This is a genomic window from Streptomyces sp. NPDC000594, from assembly GCF_040299965.1.
In the GTDB taxonomy this organism is placed as follows: Bacteria; Actinomycetota; Actinomycetes; order Streptomycetales; family Streptomycetaceae; genus Streptomyces.
In genome coordinates this window covers 39,178-54,914 of sequence record NZ_JBEPCY010000016.1, presented here as the reverse complement: position 1 = coordinate 54,914, position 15,737 = coordinate 39,178, and the positions used below count along the sequence as shown (strand labels likewise).

General features: G+C 74.5%; 15 protein-coding genes. 6 read left to right on the top strand and 9 right to left on the bottom strand.

Annotation, left to right across the window (positions count from 1 at the left end):
* Window positions 1-115: 115 nt before the first annotated feature.
* Window positions 116-793: a response regulator gene (locus ABT354_RS22155; RefSeq protein ID WP_351496403.1), complete on the bottom strand. Its 678-nt coding sequence runs from the start codon at window positions 791-793 to the stop codon at window positions 116-118.
* Between the two features lie 145 nt (window positions 794-938).
* Window positions 939-1,388: a Crp/Fnr family transcriptional regulator gene (locus ABT354_RS22150; RefSeq protein WP_351496401.1), complete on the bottom strand. Its 450-nt coding sequence runs from the start codon at window positions 1,386-1,388 to the stop codon at window positions 939-941.
* Window positions 1,389-1,599: 211 nt separating this feature from the next.
* Here ABT354_RS22150 and ABT354_RS22145 point away from each other — a divergent pair, with 211 nt between their 5' ends.
* Window positions 1,600-3,336: a GAF domain-containing sensor histidine kinase gene (locus ABT354_RS22145; protein WP_351496399.1), complete on the top strand. Its 1,737-nt coding sequence runs from the start codon at window positions 1,600-1,602 to the stop codon at window positions 3,334-3,336.
* Window positions 3,337-3,435: 99 nt separating this feature from the next.
* Here ABT354_RS22145 and ABT354_RS22140 read toward each other — a convergent pair whose 3' ends face one another.
* The 4 genes from ABT354_RS22140 to ABT354_RS22125 all read right to left on the bottom strand — a co-directional run bounded on the left by ABT354_RS22140 (window position 3,436) and on the right by ABT354_RS22125 (window position 8,687).
* Complete coding sequence (locus tag ABT354_RS22140; protein ID WP_351496397.1) at window positions 3,436-5,490, bottom strand: phosphocholine-specific phospholipase C; 2,055 nt, start codon at window positions 5,488-5,490, stop codon at window positions 3,436-3,438.
* A 607-nt stretch (window positions 5,491-6,097) separates the two neighbouring features.
* Window positions 6,098-6,865: a helix-turn-helix domain-containing protein gene (locus tag ABT354_RS22135; protein WP_351496395.1), complete on the bottom strand. Its 768-nt coding sequence runs from the start codon at window positions 6,863-6,865 to the stop codon at window positions 6,098-6,100.
* A gap of 231 nt (window positions 6,866-7,096) precedes the next feature.
* A complete protein-coding gene (locus ABT354_RS22130; protein WP_351496393.1) occupies window positions 7,097-7,513 on the bottom strand; it encodes a VOC family protein in 417 nt (138 codons plus the stop codon).
* A gap of 97 nt (window positions 7,514-7,610) precedes the next feature.
* Window positions 7,611-8,687 carry a PHP domain-containing protein gene (locus tag ABT354_RS22125; protein WP_351496391.1) on the bottom strand — a complete coding sequence of 359 codons (1,077 nt, stop codon included), beginning with the start codon at window positions 8,685-8,687 and terminating at the stop codon, window positions 7,611-7,613.
* A 336-nt stretch (window positions 8,688-9,023) separates the two neighbouring features.
* Here ABT354_RS22125 and ABT354_RS22120 point away from each other — a divergent pair, with 336 nt between their 5' ends.
* Together ABT354_RS22120 and ABT354_RS22115 are read left to right on the top strand one after the other, a co-directional pair.
* Complete coding sequence (locus tag ABT354_RS22120; protein WP_502983472.1) at window positions 9,024-10,292, top strand: FUSC family protein; 1,269 nt, start codon at window positions 9,024-9,026, stop codon at window positions 10,290-10,292.
* Window positions 10,293-10,492: 200 nt separating this feature from the next.
* The gene (locus ABT354_RS22115; protein WP_351496389.1) at window positions 10,493-11,020 is read left to right on the top strand and encodes an ATP-binding protein; all 528 of its coding nucleotides are present in this window, start codon (window positions 10,493-10,495) and stop codon (window positions 11,018-11,020) included.
* Window positions 11,021-11,047: 27 nt separating this feature from the next.
* On the opposite strand, the gene ABT354_RS22110 is transcribed toward ABT354_RS22115, so the two are convergent.
* The gene (locus tag ABT354_RS22110; protein WP_351496387.1) at window positions 11,048-11,587 is read right to left on the bottom strand and encodes a hypothetical protein; all 540 of its coding nucleotides are present in this window, start codon (window positions 11,585-11,587) and stop codon (window positions 11,048-11,050) included.
* A 64-nt stretch (window positions 11,588-11,651) separates the two neighbouring features.
* A complete protein-coding gene (locus ABT354_RS22105) occupies window positions 11,652-12,458 on the bottom strand; it encodes a VOC family protein (RefSeq protein ID WP_351496385.1) in 807 nt (268 codons plus the stop codon).
* Window positions 12,459-12,815: 357 nt separating this feature from the next.
* Between ABT354_RS22105 and ABT354_RS22100 the strand changes: the two genes are divergently transcribed.
* Window positions 12,816-13,067, top strand: coding sequence for a DUF6158 family protein (locus tag ABT354_RS22100; RefSeq protein ID WP_351496382.1), 252 nt, complete (start codon window positions 12,816-12,818; stop codon window positions 13,065-13,067).
* 126 nt (window positions 13,068-13,193) lie between these two features.
* Here the strand turns inward: ABT354_RS22100 and ABT354_RS22095 are convergent, their stop codons facing one another.
* On the bottom strand, window positions 13,194-13,748 hold the full coding sequence (locus ABT354_RS22095; RefSeq protein WP_351496380.1) for a type 1 glutamine amidotransferase domain-containing protein: 555 nt from the start codon (window positions 13,746-13,748) through the stop codon (window positions 13,194-13,196).
* A 550-nt stretch (window positions 13,749-14,298) separates the two neighbouring features.
* On the opposite strand from ABT354_RS22095, the gene ABT354_RS22090 reads away from it, so the two are divergent.
* Window positions 14,299-15,129, top strand: coding sequence for a SigB/SigF/SigG family RNA polymerase sigma factor (locus ABT354_RS22090; RefSeq protein ID WP_351496378.1), 831 nt, complete (start codon window positions 14,299-14,301; stop codon window positions 15,127-15,129).
* The gene (locus ABT354_RS22085; RefSeq protein WP_351496376.1) at window positions 15,126-15,698 is read left to right on the top strand and encodes a DUF6328 family protein; all 573 of its coding nucleotides are present in this window, start codon (window positions 15,126-15,128) and stop codon (window positions 15,696-15,698) included. The genes ABT354_RS22090 and ABT354_RS22085 overlap by 4 nt, the downstream gene beginning before the upstream one ends.
* The last annotated feature ends 39 nt before the right edge of the window (window positions 15,699-15,737 follow it).

The following is a 15,737-nucleotide window of genomic DNA, read 5'->3' as shown; positions in this document are numbered from 1 at the left end:
CGGCGGACCGCCGTAGGGGCCGCCCGATGTTCCGGGCGGCCCCTACGGGGAGTCAGGGGGAGTTCAGGGGAGTCGGCGACCGGAACCGCGTTCGGCCCGGCGGCCGGACCGCGTTCTACCCCGGCAGCCGGAACTGCGTGGCGAGCACCGCCGCCTGGATCCGGCGCTCCACACCCAGCTTGGCCAGCAGCCGCGAGATGTGGTTCTTCACCGTCTTCTCCGCCAGATAGAGCCGCTTGCCGATCTGGCGGTTGGTCAGCCCCTCCCCGATCAGCTCCAGGATCTGCCGCTCCCGCTCCGTCAGCTCGCTCAGCCGCTCCGCCTCCGGATCGGGCTCCTGGGGCGCCCGCAGACTGTTCATCAGCCGGGCGGTGGTCGTCGCGTCCAGCATCGACTGGCCGGAGGCCACCGTACGGACCGCCGCCACCAGGTCCGACCCCTTGATCTGCTTGAGCACATAGCCCGAGGCGCCCGCCATGATGGCGTCCAGCAGTGCGTCGTCGTCATCGAACGAGGTCAGCATCAGACAGGCCAGCCCCGGCATCCGCGACCGCAGCTCCCGGCAGACGGTGATCCCGTCCCCGTCCGGCAGCCGGATGTCCAGCACCGCCACATCGGGGCGCAGCGCCGGGCCCCGGACCAGGGCCTGTTCACCGGAGCCCGCCTCCCCGGTCACCTCGATGTCCGGCTCGGCGTCGAGCAGATCGCGCACCCCCCGCCGGACGACCTCGTGATCGTCCAGAAGGAAGACCCGGATCGGGCGCTGCGGGCTGAAGGCGGGTGTCGAGGTCACGTCGAAGGCTCCCTGGTTCTCGGTGGTTCCCCTTCGAGGGTGCCGGGGGGACGATCCCGGCGACAGGGGCCGAACGTCCCCATCCTGCCCGGCCGCCCCCGCGGGTGCCCCGCCGGTCCCGACCCGGCGCTGTCCCCGTCCGGCGCTATCCCCGGACGCCGGTGACGCGCGGCGCGGCGTACAGATCGAGCAGCCGGGTCCGCGCCGCCTGGAGCCGGCGCGCCAGCACCGACCCCACCCACATCCCCACCTCCTGGCCGAACCAGGGGTCCGCCTCGCAGAGCCGCCGGGCCTCGGCCGCGTCGAACTCCAGCGCCCGTACCGGGGTCATCGCCTCCGCGCCCATCTGCCAGGGCGACGGCGGGAACAGCCAGGACCAGCCGACCAGCTCACCGTGGGAGAGCGACTCGATCACCCTCGGACGGCGCCCGGGAACCCGGAGGTCCAGGGTCACCAGACCCGTGCGCACGATCCAGAACGAGTCCGCGGGCCCGCCCTCCTCGAAGAGTCTGGTGCCCTGGTCGAAGGAGACCTCCCGTGCGATGTGCGTCAGCCGGCCCCGGTGCTCCGTCGACAGCGTGCTCAGCGTCCTCATCCGGCCCACCCTCCCCTTCCCGCCCGTCCTCACCGGGTCCATCACGGCCCGTACGAGAAGGATCCGCCGCGCCGCCCCGGGAGCGGAGGGGCCGGGCGGGGACGGACCCCGCGCCGAACGGCCCTGCCGGACGGGTGTGTTCCGTCGGACGGTACGGTGAACCGGCCCCGGGAACGGGCCGAACGGGCGGGCGGACGAGCACGGAGGGTCGATGGGCGGGGACGAGCGGGCCATGGGCCCCCGGAGCGGGGAACGCCTCCCCAGACTGCGGCTCGACGAGCTGATCGACGAGTTGCAGTCCCGCATCGACGAGGTGCGCGGCAGCCGGGACCGGCTCAACGGACTCCTCACCGCCGTCCTCTCCGTCGGGCGGGAACTCGATCTGCCGCAGGTGCTGCGCGGCATCGTGGAGGCCGCGGTCGTCCTGGTCGACGCGGAGTACGGCGCCCTCGGCGTCATCGGCGACGAGCAGCGGCTCGCCCAGTTCCTCCCGGTCGGGATCGACGACGACACCCGGCACCGGATCGGCGAACCGCCCTCGGGCCACGGGCTGCTCGGGGAGCTGATCCGCCACCCCGAGGCGCTGCGCCTGGCCGATCTGGCCCAGCACCCCTCCTCCTCGGGCTTCCCGGCGCACCACCCGCCGATGAACTCCTTCCTCGGGGTGCCGATCCGGGTCCGTGACGCGGTCTTCGGCAATCTCTATCTGACCGAGAAACGCGGGGGCGGCGAGTTCGACGCGGAGGACGAGGCGGTGCTCGCGACCCTGGCGGTGGCCGCCGGGATCGCCATCGAGAACGCGCGCCTCTTCGAGACGGTACGGCTGCGGGAGCGCTGGCTGACGGCGAGCGCGGACTTCACCAGCGCACTGCTGTCGGGGGCCTCGGAGATCCAGGTCCTGGAGATGATGACCGACCGGGCCCGCCGGATCACCGCCAGCGGACTCGGTGTGGTCTACCGGGTGGAACGCGGGGGCGCGCTGCGCGAGGCGCTGGCGCTCGGCGAGGACGCGGAGGTCCACCGGGGCTCCGCGCCCTCCGTGGGCGGCACCCTCGCGGCGGCGGCGCTGGAGCGGGGCGCGCCGGTCACCGTCGCCGACATCGCCCGGGACGAGCGGTCCGCCCCGGAGGCGGAGCGCTGGCGGGGGTACGGGCCCGCGGTCGCCGTCCCGGTGGGGCGCACCGGCCAGGCGCGCGGGGTGCTGGTGCTGGCCCGCGCGGCGGGCAGTACGCCCTTCACCGACGCCGAGACCGCGCCGCTCTCCGGCTTCGCGGGACAGGCGGCGCTCGCCCTGGAACTGGCGGACCGGCGGCGCGACGCGGAACAGATGGCGCTGCTCGCGGACCGCGACCGGATCGCCCGCGACCTCCATGACCTGGCGATCCAGCGGCTCTTCGCGACCGGGATGACCCTCCAGAGCGCCCGGCGCTTCGTGGAGCACCCGGAGGCCACCGAACGGCTGGTGCGGGCCATCGACGACCTGGACGACACGATCAAGATCATCCGATCGACCATCTTCGGGCTGCGGGAGCGCGAGACCGCCACGGCGGCGCCGGGGCTGCGGGTCCGTACGGTACGCGCCCTGGAGGACGCGGCCCGCACCCTGGGCTTCGCGCCCGCGCTGCGGATGGAGGGGCTGATCGACACGGCCGTCCCCGGTCCCGTCGCCGACGAGGTCGTCGCCGTCCTCGGCGAGGCCCTGACCAATGTGGCCCGGCACGCCGCCGCCGCCCGGACCGAGGTCGCCCTGCTGGTGCGCTCGGGCACCCTCACCGTCCAGGTCACCGACGACGGCAGGGGCCTCGACACGGCCACGGTCACCCGCCGCAGCGGTCTGCGCAACCTCACCGAACGCGCCACCCGCCTCGGCGGCACCCTCACCGTCACCCCCGCCCCGCCCGGCGGCACCCGTCTGGTGTGGACGGTCCCCCTGGACCCCGGCGACTGACGGCCGGGGCGCGCCGGTACGGGCGGTAGAGGCGATACGGACGGTACGGGTCCGGCGGTACGGGCGGTAGGCGGTACGGGTCCGGCGGCGCGGAGCGGGTCAGCCGGTGACGGTCGCCGGGTCGCTCACCCCCGGGGTGCCGTTCTCCACATGCCCGGCGAACCGCCGCAGAAAGCGGGTGTCCCCCCGGGAGACCACCGTCACGTCGTACCAGCGCCGCCGCCCCCGCAGCCGCACGGTGTGCCGTACCGTCGCCCCCGGCCGTACGGCGAGGGTGCGCCGGCCGCCCCCGTAGGCCTCGGAGAGGGTGAGCAGGCGGGTCGTCCCGGTGGGGTTGGTGAAGGTCAGCTCCAGCCCCCGGGAGGCCCGGTGGCGGGCCGTCACCTCGGGCCCCGGCGTCGTGTTCCGCCCCCGGAAGGTCCGGAGAAAGCCGTTGGGACCGTACACGGTGAGGTCGTACCCGTCCTGCGGGTGGACCGGGTTCCAGGTGTCGGAGATCCGTCCCCCGGCGGCCGTGGTGTAGGTCCACGGACCGTCGTCGCGGTCGGCGGCGGTGACGATGAAGCACGCCCCCGCGCCCGGCCCTCCGCTGAAGGTCAGGGTGAACCGCCCGGTGTCCGGTGCCGACTCCCCGTCGACCAGCGGCGCGTACGGCAGCGGCCTGGCCGGCCGGTGGCCCCGCTCCTGTACGGGCATCGCCGGGTCGGCCGGCGGCACCGGCACATAGTCCGGGTGCCGCTCGCGGTCCGGCGGCTCATAGGCGTCGGTGTCCGGCAGCCGCACCGGTCGGGGCCTGCGCAGCGAGAAGTCGAACGCCGAGGTCAGATCGCCGCAGACGGCCCGGCGCCAGGGCGAGATCTGCGGCTCGGCCACCCCGAACCTCGCCTCCATGAACCGGATCAGCGAGGTGTGGTCGAAGGTCTCCGAGCAGACATACCCCCCGGTGCTCCAGGGCGAGATCGCCAGCGTGGGCACCCGGGGGCCCAGCCCGTAGGGGCCCGCGCCGTACTTCCCGCCGCCCGGGAAGTTCTCCAGGGCGGCGTCCACCCCGGAGCGGCCCTGCGCGGCGGAGGCCGGGGCGAAGGGCGGCGGCACATGGTCGAAGTAGCCGTCGTTCTCGTCGTAGGTGACGAAGAGCGCGGTCCGCCCCCACACCTCGGGGTTCGCGGTCAGCGCGTCCAGGACCCGTGCGATGTACCAGGCGCCGTAGTTCACCGGCCAGTTCGGATGCTCCGAGAACGCCTCGGGCGCGATGATCCAGGAGATCCGCGGCAGGGTGTCCGCCAGGACATCCGCCTCCAGCCGGTCGAAGTACCCCTCGCCCCGGCGGGCGTCCGTCCCCGTCCGCGCCCTGTCGTACAGGGGGCTGCCGGGGCGCGCGGTGCGGTACTGGTTGAAGTAGAGCAGTGAGTTGTCGCCGTAGTTGCCCCGGTAGGCGTCCTTGATCCAGCCCCAGCGCCCGGCGGCGTCCAGACCGTCCCCGATGTCCTGGTAGATCCTCCAGGAGATCCCGGCCCGCTCCAGCCGCTCGGGATAGGTGGTCCAGTCGTACCCCACCTCCTCGTTCCCGAGGACGGGCCCGCCGCCCCGGCCGTCGTTGCCGGTATGTCCCGACCACAGGTAGTAGCGATTGGGGTCGGTGGCACCGATGAAGGAGCAGTGGTACGCGTCGCAGACGGTGAAGGCGTCCGCGAGGGCGTAGTGGAACGGGATGTCCTCGCGGGTGAGATGGGCCATCGTCCGGACGGACTTCCCCGGGATCCACCGGTCGCAGCGGCCGTTGTTCCGGGCGAGCTGGCCGTCCGGCCAGTTGTGGGCGAGGCCCGCGATGAACCGCATCCCGAGGTCGTCGCTGTCCGGGCGGAACGGCAGCACCTCCCGGGCTCCGTCCGGCTGGTGCCAGACGGGCTTCCCGGAGCCGAGGACGAACGGCCGGGGGTCGCCGAAGCCGCGGACTCCCCTCAGCGCGCCGAAGTAGTGATCGAAGGAACGATTCTCCTGCATCAGGACGACGATGTGCCCGACATCCTCGATGGTGCCGTGACGGCCCTGCGCCGGAAGGGCGGCGGCCCGCTCGATGCTCCCGGAGAGCGCGGTGAAGGCCGCGGTCGCTCCGGCTGTCCGAAGAAACCGGCGGCGATTGACATCTGCCATGGGATCGCTCCTCAGGGGTTTCGGTCCGGGGGAGTTGGAGCACGCCGATGGAGTGTCCGTGAGGAGCGAACGCGGCGGAAGGGGACGCGGGACGACCGCCTCACGACATGGCGCGGTCCGCACGCCGGACGCGCCACCGTGCGATCTCCCCGGCGATCGGGGGGCGATGGGGCCCGCGGGTTCCTTGAGCACGCGGGCGGTCGGTCGGCGCGCCCGGAGTGCCCGGGCGGCCGGGGCGGCCGGTGGATTCACACCGGACAGGGCGTGAGCCTCCGGGTGGCCCATTCGTGATACCGCCGGTCCTCGTCGGTCGGGATCCAGAAGGCGCGGCACCCGGAGCAGTACCACCGCCATCGGTCCGGGTGCGCCCAGGTGGCCGTGCTGGTGTCCCGCCACAGCAGGGGCATGGGAGGGCAGGTGGGGCAGCAGGGGTGGATGTACTCGTACTGACCGGACGTCATTCCCCGACGGTATCGGGATGATCCATGACCAAGGGGAAATATCCATCGATCGGGTGACAGGACCGGGCAGCACCGGGCAGCACCGCGCAGGGCCGGGCCCGGGCAGGGCGGTGGACCGGTGTCCTGCGGGGGCGGCGCCCGTACCGTCAGGGGAAGTACTGCCGGGGCGTCAGGCCCACGATCCGGTGGAAGGCGGCGACAAAGGAGCTGGCGGAGCCGTAGCCCACCCGGCGGGCCACCGCCTCGATCGGCAGATCGCTCGCGAGCAGCGGCATCGCCGCCTGCATCCGCAGCCGTTCCCGCCACTGGCCGAAGGTCAGGCCGGTCTCCGCGATGAACAGCCGGGCCAGGGTGCGCGCGCTGGCGCCCACCTCGCGGCCCCAGGCGGCCAGGCCCCGGCTGTCCTTGGGGTCGAGGGCGAGCCCCCGGGCCACCGCACGGGCCCGGGGGTCGCGGGGCTCACCCGCGGAGACCGCTATCACCGGCAGGGGTTCCAGGACATCGAGGACGACCGCCTCCGCCCGACGGCGGGCCTCGGGCGGCGGCCCGGCGCCGTCCAGATGGTCGATGAGCGCGCCGAGCAGCGGCCCCACCCGGACCGGTGTCGGCTCGGACCAGCTCCCGGGACCGGCCGCCGGATCGATCGCGGGCATCCGGACCGGCGCGGCGGGATCCGTCAGAACGGCGGTCGCGTGCGGCACTCCGGCGGGGATCCACAGCGCCGTCGACGGCGGCAGCAGCCAGGCGCCCGCTCCCGTCCGGACCGCGAGCAGCCCGTCGGGCACCCGCGCCAGCCGGTGGTCCGGGCGCCGGTGGGCCGACTGCCAGATGTCCGGCGGCAGGGTGAACGCACCGACGACGATCGCGGCCCCCGGACCGTCCTCGCGCGGCAACGGACGGCCGTTCTGCGACATGGGTCGCCAGCGTAGCCCCACCGGGCCTGCTGTGGACCCCACTTGCCGACCGCTTATGCCCAGGGCATCTCCGGGGGCAGGGTCAGGGGCAGGGGAGGGGGCCAGGGGCTCGGCATCGATGAACCGCACGCCGTCAGCGGCGCACCGCCCATGGCCCCGCGCGGAGTCCTCCCGTACCGGCCGGCCGGCGGGAAACCCTCCCGGACCGCCCGGGCACCCGCCCGGTGCCGCTCAGCGGTGGTCGGGGGAGGGCGGGGCGGTGACCGGCGCCGGGGAGACCGCGAGGGAGAAGGAGTGGCCCGCCGGGTCGGAGTAGCGGCGGACCTCGCGCGGGCCGCCTCTCTCACCGGTCTCCACCGGGCGCGCCCCCAGCCCCACCACCTCCCGCTCCGCCTCGTCCAGATCGTCCCGGCCCACCAGGATGCGGAGATGGGACTGGAGCGAGTCCTCGGGGCGGGGCCAGCTCGGCGGGGCGTGGCCGAGGTCCCTGCGGATGGCGAGATGGACCCCGCGATGGCCGATGATCTCCACAAAGTCGGGGTCGTCGCCCCGGTGGATCTCCGCCCCGAGCAGGGCGGCGTAGAACTCGGCCAGTTCCAGGGGTTCCGCGCAGTCCAGTACGAGCACACTTGTCTTCGCGACCGTCATGTCCGGGCGCCTACCCCCGGTTCCCCCGGCCACTCCCCGTACCGGATGCGGGTGCCGGCGGGTGAGACGGTGTCAGGTCCCGGGCGCCCCACCGGTGTCAGGGCCGGGGTGCCCCGCCCGGCCCCGTGCTCCCGGTCCAGGCGAGCAGCTCCCCGGCGCTCCAGGTGTTGATCACCCGTTCCGGCGGTACCCCGGCCCGTTCCGCCCGGTCGCAGCCGAGGATCTGCCAGTCGAGCTGGCCCGGCGCGTGCGCGTCGGTGTCCACCGCGAAGTGGACCCCCGCCGCGACGGCCACCGCCAGCAGCCGCATGGGCGGATCCAGCCGCTCCGGCCTGCTGTTGATCTCCACGGCCGTGCCATGGGCGGCACATGCCCCGAAGACCTGCTCCGCGTCGAACCGTGACTCCGGCCGGGGTTCGGCGGTCCTCGGCCGGCCCCGCCCGGTCGTCCGGCGCCCGATGAGCAGCCGGCCGGTGCAGTGCCCGAGCACATCCACCCGGGGGTCGGCCACCGCCGTCACCATCCGCCGGGTCATCCTCGCGGGCTCCATCCGCAGCTCCGAGTGGACGGAGGCGACCACCACGTCGAGCCGGTCCAGCAGGGCGGGTTCCTGGTCGAGCGAGCCGTCCGCCAGGATGTCGACCTCGATCCCGGTCAGCAGCCGGAACGGCGCCCAGCCCTCGTTCAGCTCCGCCACCACATCGAGCTGGTGCCGCAGCCGCTCCGCCGTCAGCCCCCGGGCGACCGTCAGCCTCGGCGAGTGATCGGTGAGGACCGCCCACTCATGGCCCAGCGCCCGTGCCGTGCGGCCCATCTCCTCGATCGGGCTGCCGCCGTCCGACCAGTCCGAGTGGAGATGGCAGTCGCCGCGCAGCAGGGCCCGCAGCGCCTGTCCGCCCGCCGCGCCCGGCCATGACTCCAGCGCCTCCCGCTCCAGCCCCCGCAGATACTCCGGCACCTCGCCCGCGACCGCCTCGCGCACCACGGCGGCCGTCTTCGGGCCGATGCCCTTGATCCGTTCCAGCGCCCCGGAGGCCGCCCGGTCGGCGATCTCATCGGCGGTCAGCCCGGCGAGCGCCGCCGACGCGGTACGGAAGGCCCGTACCCGATAGGTCTCGGCCAGGGAGCGCTCCAGCAGGAACGCGATCCGGTCCAGCGCCTCCACCGGCTCCATGCCGCTCCTTCCCGGCGCGTACCCCGCCCGTAACGCCCCCGCCCGTATCCGAGCCGTGCCGCTCGTACCGGAGCCGGGTCCCTCGCGGTGGCGCCGTACCGCCCGTGCCCCTCCCACTCTCGCCCGCCCCGCCCCGGGCGGCACCCCGGCGACCCGACCCGCCCGCGTACGGGGAGCGTGCGGAGCGCCCGGCGGGAAACCCGGCCCGCGCACGGGGAGCACCCCGGCGGGAACGGGCTTAGGCTGATGCCGCCGGAGACCGGGAAGGCGGCCGTCCCGGGCCGCCCGCACCCCCATCCGGCCCTGGGACCTGTCCGGAGACAGACGGGGGCGGCGGTGGCCGAGACACGACATCCGGCCCGCGCCGCGTCGGCCGGACCGCTCAGGCGGTACCTCCATGAGCCCGCGGTCGTCCAGACCCTGCGCGCGACCGCCGCCGCGACCCTCGCCTATGCCGCCGCCCTCTGGCTCAGCGATGAACCGGCCCCGCTCACCGCACCCCTCACCGCCCTGCTCGTGGTCCAGGTGACCCTCTACTCCACCCTCACCACCAGCGTCCGGCGGGTGAACTCCGTGGTGGCGGGCGTCCTCATCGCCAGCGCCTTCAGCCTGCTGGTGGGGCTCTCCTGGTGGAGCCTGGGACTGATCATCCTGGCCTCCCTGGTGGTGGGATATCTGGTCCGGGTGGGCGAGTTCGTCCCCGAGGTCGCCATCAGCGCCATGCTGGTCCTCGGCGTCACCCGGGTGGCGGACACCGCCTGGGACCGGGTCCTGGAGACCCTGATCGGCGCGGCCGTCGGACTCCTCTTCAATGTGCTGCTTCCCCCCGTCTGGGTGGGCAGCGCCGGGGAGTCCATCGGCGGTCTCTCCCGGCGGATGCGCCGGCTGCTCCTGGACATGGGGGAGGGCCTGAGCGCCCCCGGACCCCCGGCGGCGGGGACGGTCGTCCGGTACGAGCAGCGGCTGTACGAGGCCCGCCGGCTCGACAACGACATCGCGGAGGTCGACGCGTCGCTGCGGCAGGCCGAGGACAGTCTGCGGCTCAACCCCCGGGTCCGTGAGGGGCTGCTCAACCGGGTGGTGCTGCGGACCGGCCTGGACACCCTGGAGATCTGCGCGGTGGTGCTGCGGGTGATGGCCCGTACCCTCACCGACCTGGCCAAGGGGCGCGGTGGTGAACGGCTCTTCGACGACGAGGTGGCCCGGGCCTTCGAGGAGCTGTTCTCCCGGACGGGGGACGCCCTGGTGAGCTTTGCCGCGCTGGTCACCAGCCAGGTCAGCGAACGGGCCGAGGAGGCGGAGCGACGGCTGACCGAGGGGCTCGCCGGGGCCGTCGCCGCCCGGGAGCGGGTGGCCGGACCGCTGCTGGAGGGCATCCGCCGGGACCCGCGCCACTGGCAGCTGGCGGGCGCGCTGCTGGCCGAGGCCGACCGGATCCTCGCCGAACTGGACCCCGAGCACCGCAGCCGCCGCCTCCTGGAGGAGCTGGACCGCAGCGCCCGGGAGCAGCGGGAGAAGCACCCCCGCCTCGCCGCGGTGCGCCAGTGGGCGCGGGGCGAGCGGCGCGGGCGCTCCCGGCGCCGGAAGCGCTCCGCCGCTCCGTGACGCCTTTGCGCGCCGCGCCCGTCCGCGCCGGATCACGCGCCGGGGCGTTTGACCCGCGCGGGGGCGGGCACCGTCGGGACATGCGGTCCTCCCGGGCGGTCCGGCCCCCGCTGGCGCGGGTTCTCGCGCCCTGTCACGCTCGACAGAGCGCGGCGGGCGGGAGCGAAGGAGCACCGGGAGCGGTCACGGCGGAGGAACGGATGGGCACTGGCCTCCGGAGGCAGAGCCAGACACGGCGGCTGACGCTGTCCGGTGTCCGGGGCACGGTCGCCCGCTCGCGCGACTTCACCGCGCGCGCTCTCGCCGACTGGGGCTGGGCGAGCGTCGGCCGTGAGCCCTGCGACGATGTCCTGCTGATCGTCTCCGAGCTGGTCACCAACGCCTGTCTGCACGCGGACGGGCCGACCGGTCTGGTGCTGCGGCATACGCCCGAGGCGCTGCGGATCGAGGTCGCGGACACCGGCTCCGAGCCGCCCCGGGTCCGGCCCAGCGCGGTCACCCTGCCCGGCGGCCACGGTCTGGTGATCCTGGAACGGCTCGCCCGGAGCTGGGGGTCCACTCCGCTGGAGGGCGGCGGCAAGGTGGTGTGGGCGGAGGTCGCACCCCCCGAGGCGCCCACCGCACCAGGGACCCCGACCCCGCCCGCGACACCCACCGCACCCGGACCGCCCGACCCGGACCCGGGCGCGGACCCCGAAACCGGCGCGGACCCGGAGCCGCGTCCGTAGCGCGCGCGGCGCTTCACCGGTGGCGCTTCACCAGCCGGCGACCGCCTCCGCCACCACGGACACCGCGCCGACCACCGCCCCGTACCCGGGGATCATCAGCAGGGGCCACGGGACCGGCCGAGGGGTCAGGACCTTCCAGTGGAATCCGTAGTCGCGGTACTCGGCCATCCCCTCCGTGCCCGGCAGCACCATGAACCGGGGCCGTACGGTGCAGAAGAGCCACCAGTCCAGGACCACCAGGTCCACCAGGGTCAGGGTGAGGAAGCCGATCGCCCCCAGGGCGAACGGGGGCCAGAAACCCAGGGTGCCCCCGGTGCGGCCGTGCAGATCCAGGACGCCCAGGACCGGTACGCCGATCATCGCCGCGGTGTTGAGCAGCCCCATCACCCCGGCGGTGCGTCTGCCCCGGGGGCTCTGCGGGCCGTGGCGCTCCCGGATGGCAGGTGGACAGTCATGGAGCAGGGAGTCCGGCGCGACCATCAGTCCGCCGATCACGATCGCCATGAACAGCGTTGTCAGCAGTAATGCGTACCCCGTGCCGACCGTTGCCACTTCCGTCCAGTCCATGACAATACAGGGTAGTCGCAAAGATCGGCCGGAAATGATCAACGTCCCGGCGTGTAAGGGGCGTTCAGCGGCTGATCAGGGTGAAGAGAGCGCCGTCGGGGTCGCTGACGGCCACCTCGTCCCGGCCGTTCGCCGTCCGGTGCCGGCCCAGCACCGTGCCGCCGCGGTCCTCGGCCGCACGTGCCGTCAGATCCACGTCGTCCACCGGGAAGTGGACGTCCCAGCGGGGGCGGTCCATCGGGTCGGGGGCGGCACCGCGGGCTCCCGAGCCCAGCCGGGCCAGTACATGACCCCGGTTCAACAGGACGACCTCCTCGTTCTCATAGGTCACCTCGCAGCCACCGGGCCCATCGCTCGCCCAGTCCAGCACTTCTCCGTAGAAGATCGCGGCGTCGAAGGCGTTGCGGGTCCGCAGCAGCAGCCACGCGGGCGCGTCCTTGTGCCCCGACTGCCAGTCGGGGATGAGCGCCCCCTCCCAGATGCCGAAGACCGCCCCGTCCCGGTCGGCCGCCAGCGCGCCCCGGCCCAGGGTGAAGGCGAGCGGCCCGACCGCGACCGTGCCGCTGCGCTCCCGGATCCGCGAGGCCGCCACATCGGCGTCCGGGGTGGCGAAGTACGGCGTCCAGGCCACGGCGACCTGGAGGGTACGGGCCAGCGCGCCGATGCCCGCCACCGGCGACCCGTCGAGCAGCGCGACACTGAAACCGTCACCCAGCTCACCCGGGCGGAAGTCCCACCCCAGCACCGCTCCGTAGAAGTCCTGCGACGCGGTGAGGTCCCGGGCCATGAGACTCACCCAGCAGGGAGCCCCGGCCTTCGCGGCACTGGATGTCATCCCCGGCGCCGTGGCCGGGTCGGTGGTCTCGTTCATCGCCCTCATGTCCTGGAGGTGGTCCGGGGGTGTCGTGCGGCGCCGACCGGGGGACAGGGGCGCCGTACCCCGGTCGGCGCCGGGGGCGGCGGCCGCTCCACGGTGACCACGGGACCCGGCCCCATCCTGCCCCCGCCGACGCCGCCCCGCGACTCACGCACCGCCCCGCGACGCACCCGGCCGGTCGGCGCCGCGCCCGGGGCGGCCCGCCCCGGGTTGCGCGGTGCCCCGGGGACGGGCCGGATGGTGCGCAACCGAGCGGGTACCCGCCCAGGCGTCGGGAACACCCGCACGGAACACCGGCACGGAAGGCGCACCGAAGGCGCACGGAACGCGCACGGAAGGAGAACGGCCGCCATGACGGAGCCCGATAACCAGCACCGGGGCGTCGACGCCGCTCGCCTCAAGGAGCATGAACTGATCAAGGAACTGGAGAACATCCACCGCAGCCGGCACGACACCCTGCTGCACGCCTCCCCGGCCGCGCTCGCCGCGCACACCACCCGGATGGCGGAGCTGGAGGAGGAATATCTGCGCCGCCATCCGGAGCGCCCGGTCTCCTCGGGCCGGACCCGCAGCGGCGCCCGTGCGCGTACCCCGAGGGAGTGACGGGCCGCGTCCTGACGGGTGCGCCCGCGCACTCCCCGTAACCCCCGGTCCCGTAACCCCGCCCCGTAACCCCCGGTCCCGGTGTCCCCGGCCCGTGCCCCGGGGGGTTGTGCCCCGGGGGTGTGCTCACGCCCCGTGGTGGGCCGGGCGCCGGACGAACTCCTCGGTGACCGTCGCCGAGAACAGCGGCAGATCCGCCGGCTTCCTGCTGGTGATCAGGGTGTTGGGGCCGTCCCGGCAGATCCGTACCGCCTCGTCCACCCAGACACCGCCCGCGTTGCGGATGTCCGTCCGCAGACTGGGCCAGGAGGTGAGCCGCCGCCCCCGCACCACATCCGCCTCGATCAGGGTCCACGGCGCATGACAGATCGCCGCCACCGGACGGCCCGTGTCGAAGAACTCCCGGACGAACGCGACCGCCTTCGCGTCCATCCGCAGCGCGTCGGGGTTGGCCACCCCGCCCGGCAGCACCAGACCGCTGAAGCCGTCGGCGGAGACGGCGCCCACGGTCTCGTCCACCGGGAAGGTGTCCGCGCGGTCCAGATGGTCGTACGCCTGGACCCGCCCCGGCCGGGTGGAGACCAGTGCCGGTATCCCCCCGCTGTCCAGGACCGCCCGCCAGGGGTGGGTCAGCTCCACCTGCTCGATGCCCTCGGGGGCGACCAGAAAGGCGACTCTCATCCCGTCTCACTCCTTCGGCTCCGCTCACTCCCCGGGCCGGGGCACCGGCGCCCCGGCCCGGCCGGTCCGTACCACCGCCCGGGTACCCCGGGGGCGCCGTCCCATCCGGCCCCGGCCGCCCCCGCCGCCCCGGCCCCGGCCGCCCCCGCCGCCCCGGCCCGGCCGCCCCCGACGGCCCGGTCCGCTGCGGAGGCGGGGGACAACCAGCAGAATGGAGACAGCAGCGGCCCCGGGCCCGTACCACCCGGTCCCGCGCCGGAGGGCCCCCGCGGACCCCCGGCCGGGGTCGCCACCGGCCGGGGTCGCCACCGGCCGGGGTCGTGAGCGGCCGGGTTTGCCACCGGGGCACGCGGGCAGCCGCATGCTGTGCCGGCACCGGAGGCGTACCGTCCGCCCCGGGCCCGGGACATCGCGGATCCGTGGATCCCGCCGCCCCCGGGGGTGCGGCGCGGGACAACCGGACCGGACCGGATCCCCGTGGTCCGGCCGGAGCGGCCCCCGGGCCCGCGGTCGCCAGGAGCAGTCCCCACCGCAGAGGGGTGGCGCGCAGATGCGCACTCGGACCAGCACCGCACAGACCGCCCGTCCCCGCCATGGGGCCGGGCCCGCCCGGCACTCCCACGAGGACGCGCCCGACACCGAAGCCGCCTTCGCCCGGTTCGTCACCCTGCCGGAGGGGCCCGAGCGCGAGGCGCTCCGCCAGGAGCTGGTGCACGCCTGGCTGCCCATGTCCGAACGGATCGCCGGGCGGTTCAGAAACCGGGGCGAGAGCCTGGAGGACCTGCGCCAGGTCGCCGCGCTCGGGCTGGTCAAGGCCGTCGACCGGTACGACCCCGCACGCGGCTGCGCCTTCGCGAGCTTCGCCGTGCCCACCATCACCGGCGAGGTGAAACGGCACTTCCGGGATCACACCTGGACCCTGCATGTCCCCCGGCGCGTCCAGGACCAGCGCAACCGGGTCCGCGCCGCCCAGCAGGAGCTGGCCCAGTCGGTCTCCGGACGGGCCCCCACGGAGGCGGAGATCGCCGAACGGGCCGGGCTCACCCCCGACGAGACCCGGGAGGGACTGGCCGCGATCGGCTCGTACCGCGCCCTCTCCCTGGACGCGGAGGTGACCGGCGGCGACGACGGCTGCACCCTGGGCGGCGCGTTCGGCGGGCCCGATCCGGCCCTGGACGCCGTCATCGACCGCGAGGCGGTCAAACCCCGGCTGCGGGCCCTCCCCGAGCGCGAACGCAGAATCCTCTACATGCGGTTCTTCCGCGATATGACCCAGAGCCGGATCGCCGAGGACCTGGGGATCTCCCAGATGCATGTCTCCCGGCTGATCAACCACTCCTGCGACCGGCTGCGCCGGGAGATCATGCGGGACGCGGCGTGAGCCAGGGCGGACGAGGCGGCCGCACCGCCCGTACGGGCGCCGGCCGCAGTGAGACGGAGGAGGAGCGCGCCGACCGCCGGTGGACCGAACTCCTCCAGGAACTCCGGGTCGCCCAGACAGGGGTACAGATCCTCTTCGGCTTTCTGCTCACCGTGGTCTTCCAGCCCCGGTTCACCGAACTCTCCGATGTGGACCGGAGCATCTATCTGGCCACCGTGATGCTCGGCGCAGCGGCCACCGGGGCGCTCATCGGGCCGGTCGCCTTCCACCGGCTGCTCACCGGGCGGCGGTTGAAGCCGCAGACGGTGGACTGGGCCTCCCGGCTGACCCTCGCCGGGCTGGCGCTGCTGCTGGGCACGATGGCCTCGGCGCTGCTGCTGATCCTGCGGGTCGTGCTCCATGACCCGCTGGCGGTGTGGCTGGTGGTGGGGATGGTCGTCTGGTTCGTGCTGTGCTGGGTGGTGCTGCCGCTGTGGGTACGGGTCCGTTACGCGTCCGACCCCGAGCCCGACGCGGTCCCCGAATCCGAACCGGCCCCCGGGGCCGGGCCCCCGGCCCCGCCCCGCTGAACCCGCCCCTGGCCTTCGTCCCCGGCCCTCGGCCCATCG

What these genes read in the sequence shown, in the direction of transcription:
- ABT354_RS22095 (WP_351496380.1), bottom strand. Translation starts at nt 13,748, where the DNA reads ATGAGAGTCGCCTTTCTGGTCGCCCCCGAGGGCATCGAGCAGGTGGAG.
- ABT354_RS22135 (WP_351496395.1), bottom strand. Translation starts at nt 6,865, where the DNA reads ATGTCGCAGAACGGCCGTCCGTTGCCGCGCGAGGACGGTCCGGGGGCC.
- ABT354_RS22140 (WP_351496397.1), bottom strand. Translation starts at nt 5,490, where the DNA reads ATGGCAGATGTCAATCGCCGCCGGTTTCTTCGGACAGCCGGAGCGACC.
- ABT354_RS22125 (WP_351496391.1), bottom strand. Translation starts at nt 8,687, where the DNA reads ATGGAGCCGGTGGAGGCGCTGGACCGGATCGCGTTCCTGCTGGAGCGC.
- ABT354_RS22115 (WP_351496389.1), top strand. Translation starts at nt 10,493, where the DNA reads ATGGGCACTGGCCTCCGGAGGCAGAGCCAGACACGGCGGCTGACGCTG.
- ABT354_RS22100 (WP_351496382.1), top strand. Translation starts at nt 12,816, where the DNA reads ATGACGGAGCCCGATAACCAGCACCGGGGCGTCGACGCCGCTCGCCTC.
- ABT354_RS22145 (WP_351496399.1), top strand. Translation starts at nt 1,600, where the DNA reads ATGGGCGGGGACGAGCGGGCCATGGGCCCCCGGAGCGGGGAACGCCTC.
- ABT354_RS22105 (WP_351496385.1), bottom strand. Translation starts at nt 12,458, where the DNA reads ATGAACGAGACCACCGACCCGGCCACGGCGCCGGGGATGACATCCAGT.
- ABT354_RS22110 (WP_351496387.1), bottom strand. Translation starts at nt 11,587, where the DNA reads ATGGACTGGACGGAAGTGGCAACGGTCGGCACGGGGTACGCATTACTG.
- ABT354_RS22130 (WP_351496393.1), bottom strand. Translation starts at nt 7,513, where the DNA reads ATGACGGTCGCGAAGACAAGTGTGCTCGTACTGGACTGCGCGGAACCC.
- ABT354_RS22090 (WP_351496378.1), top strand. Translation starts at nt 14,299, where the DNA reads ATGCGCACTCGGACCAGCACCGCACAGACCGCCCGTCCCCGCCATGGG.
- ABT354_RS22150 (WP_351496401.1), bottom strand. Translation starts at nt 1,388, where the DNA reads ATGAGGACGCTGAGCACGCTGTCGACGGAGCACCGGGGCCGGCTGACG.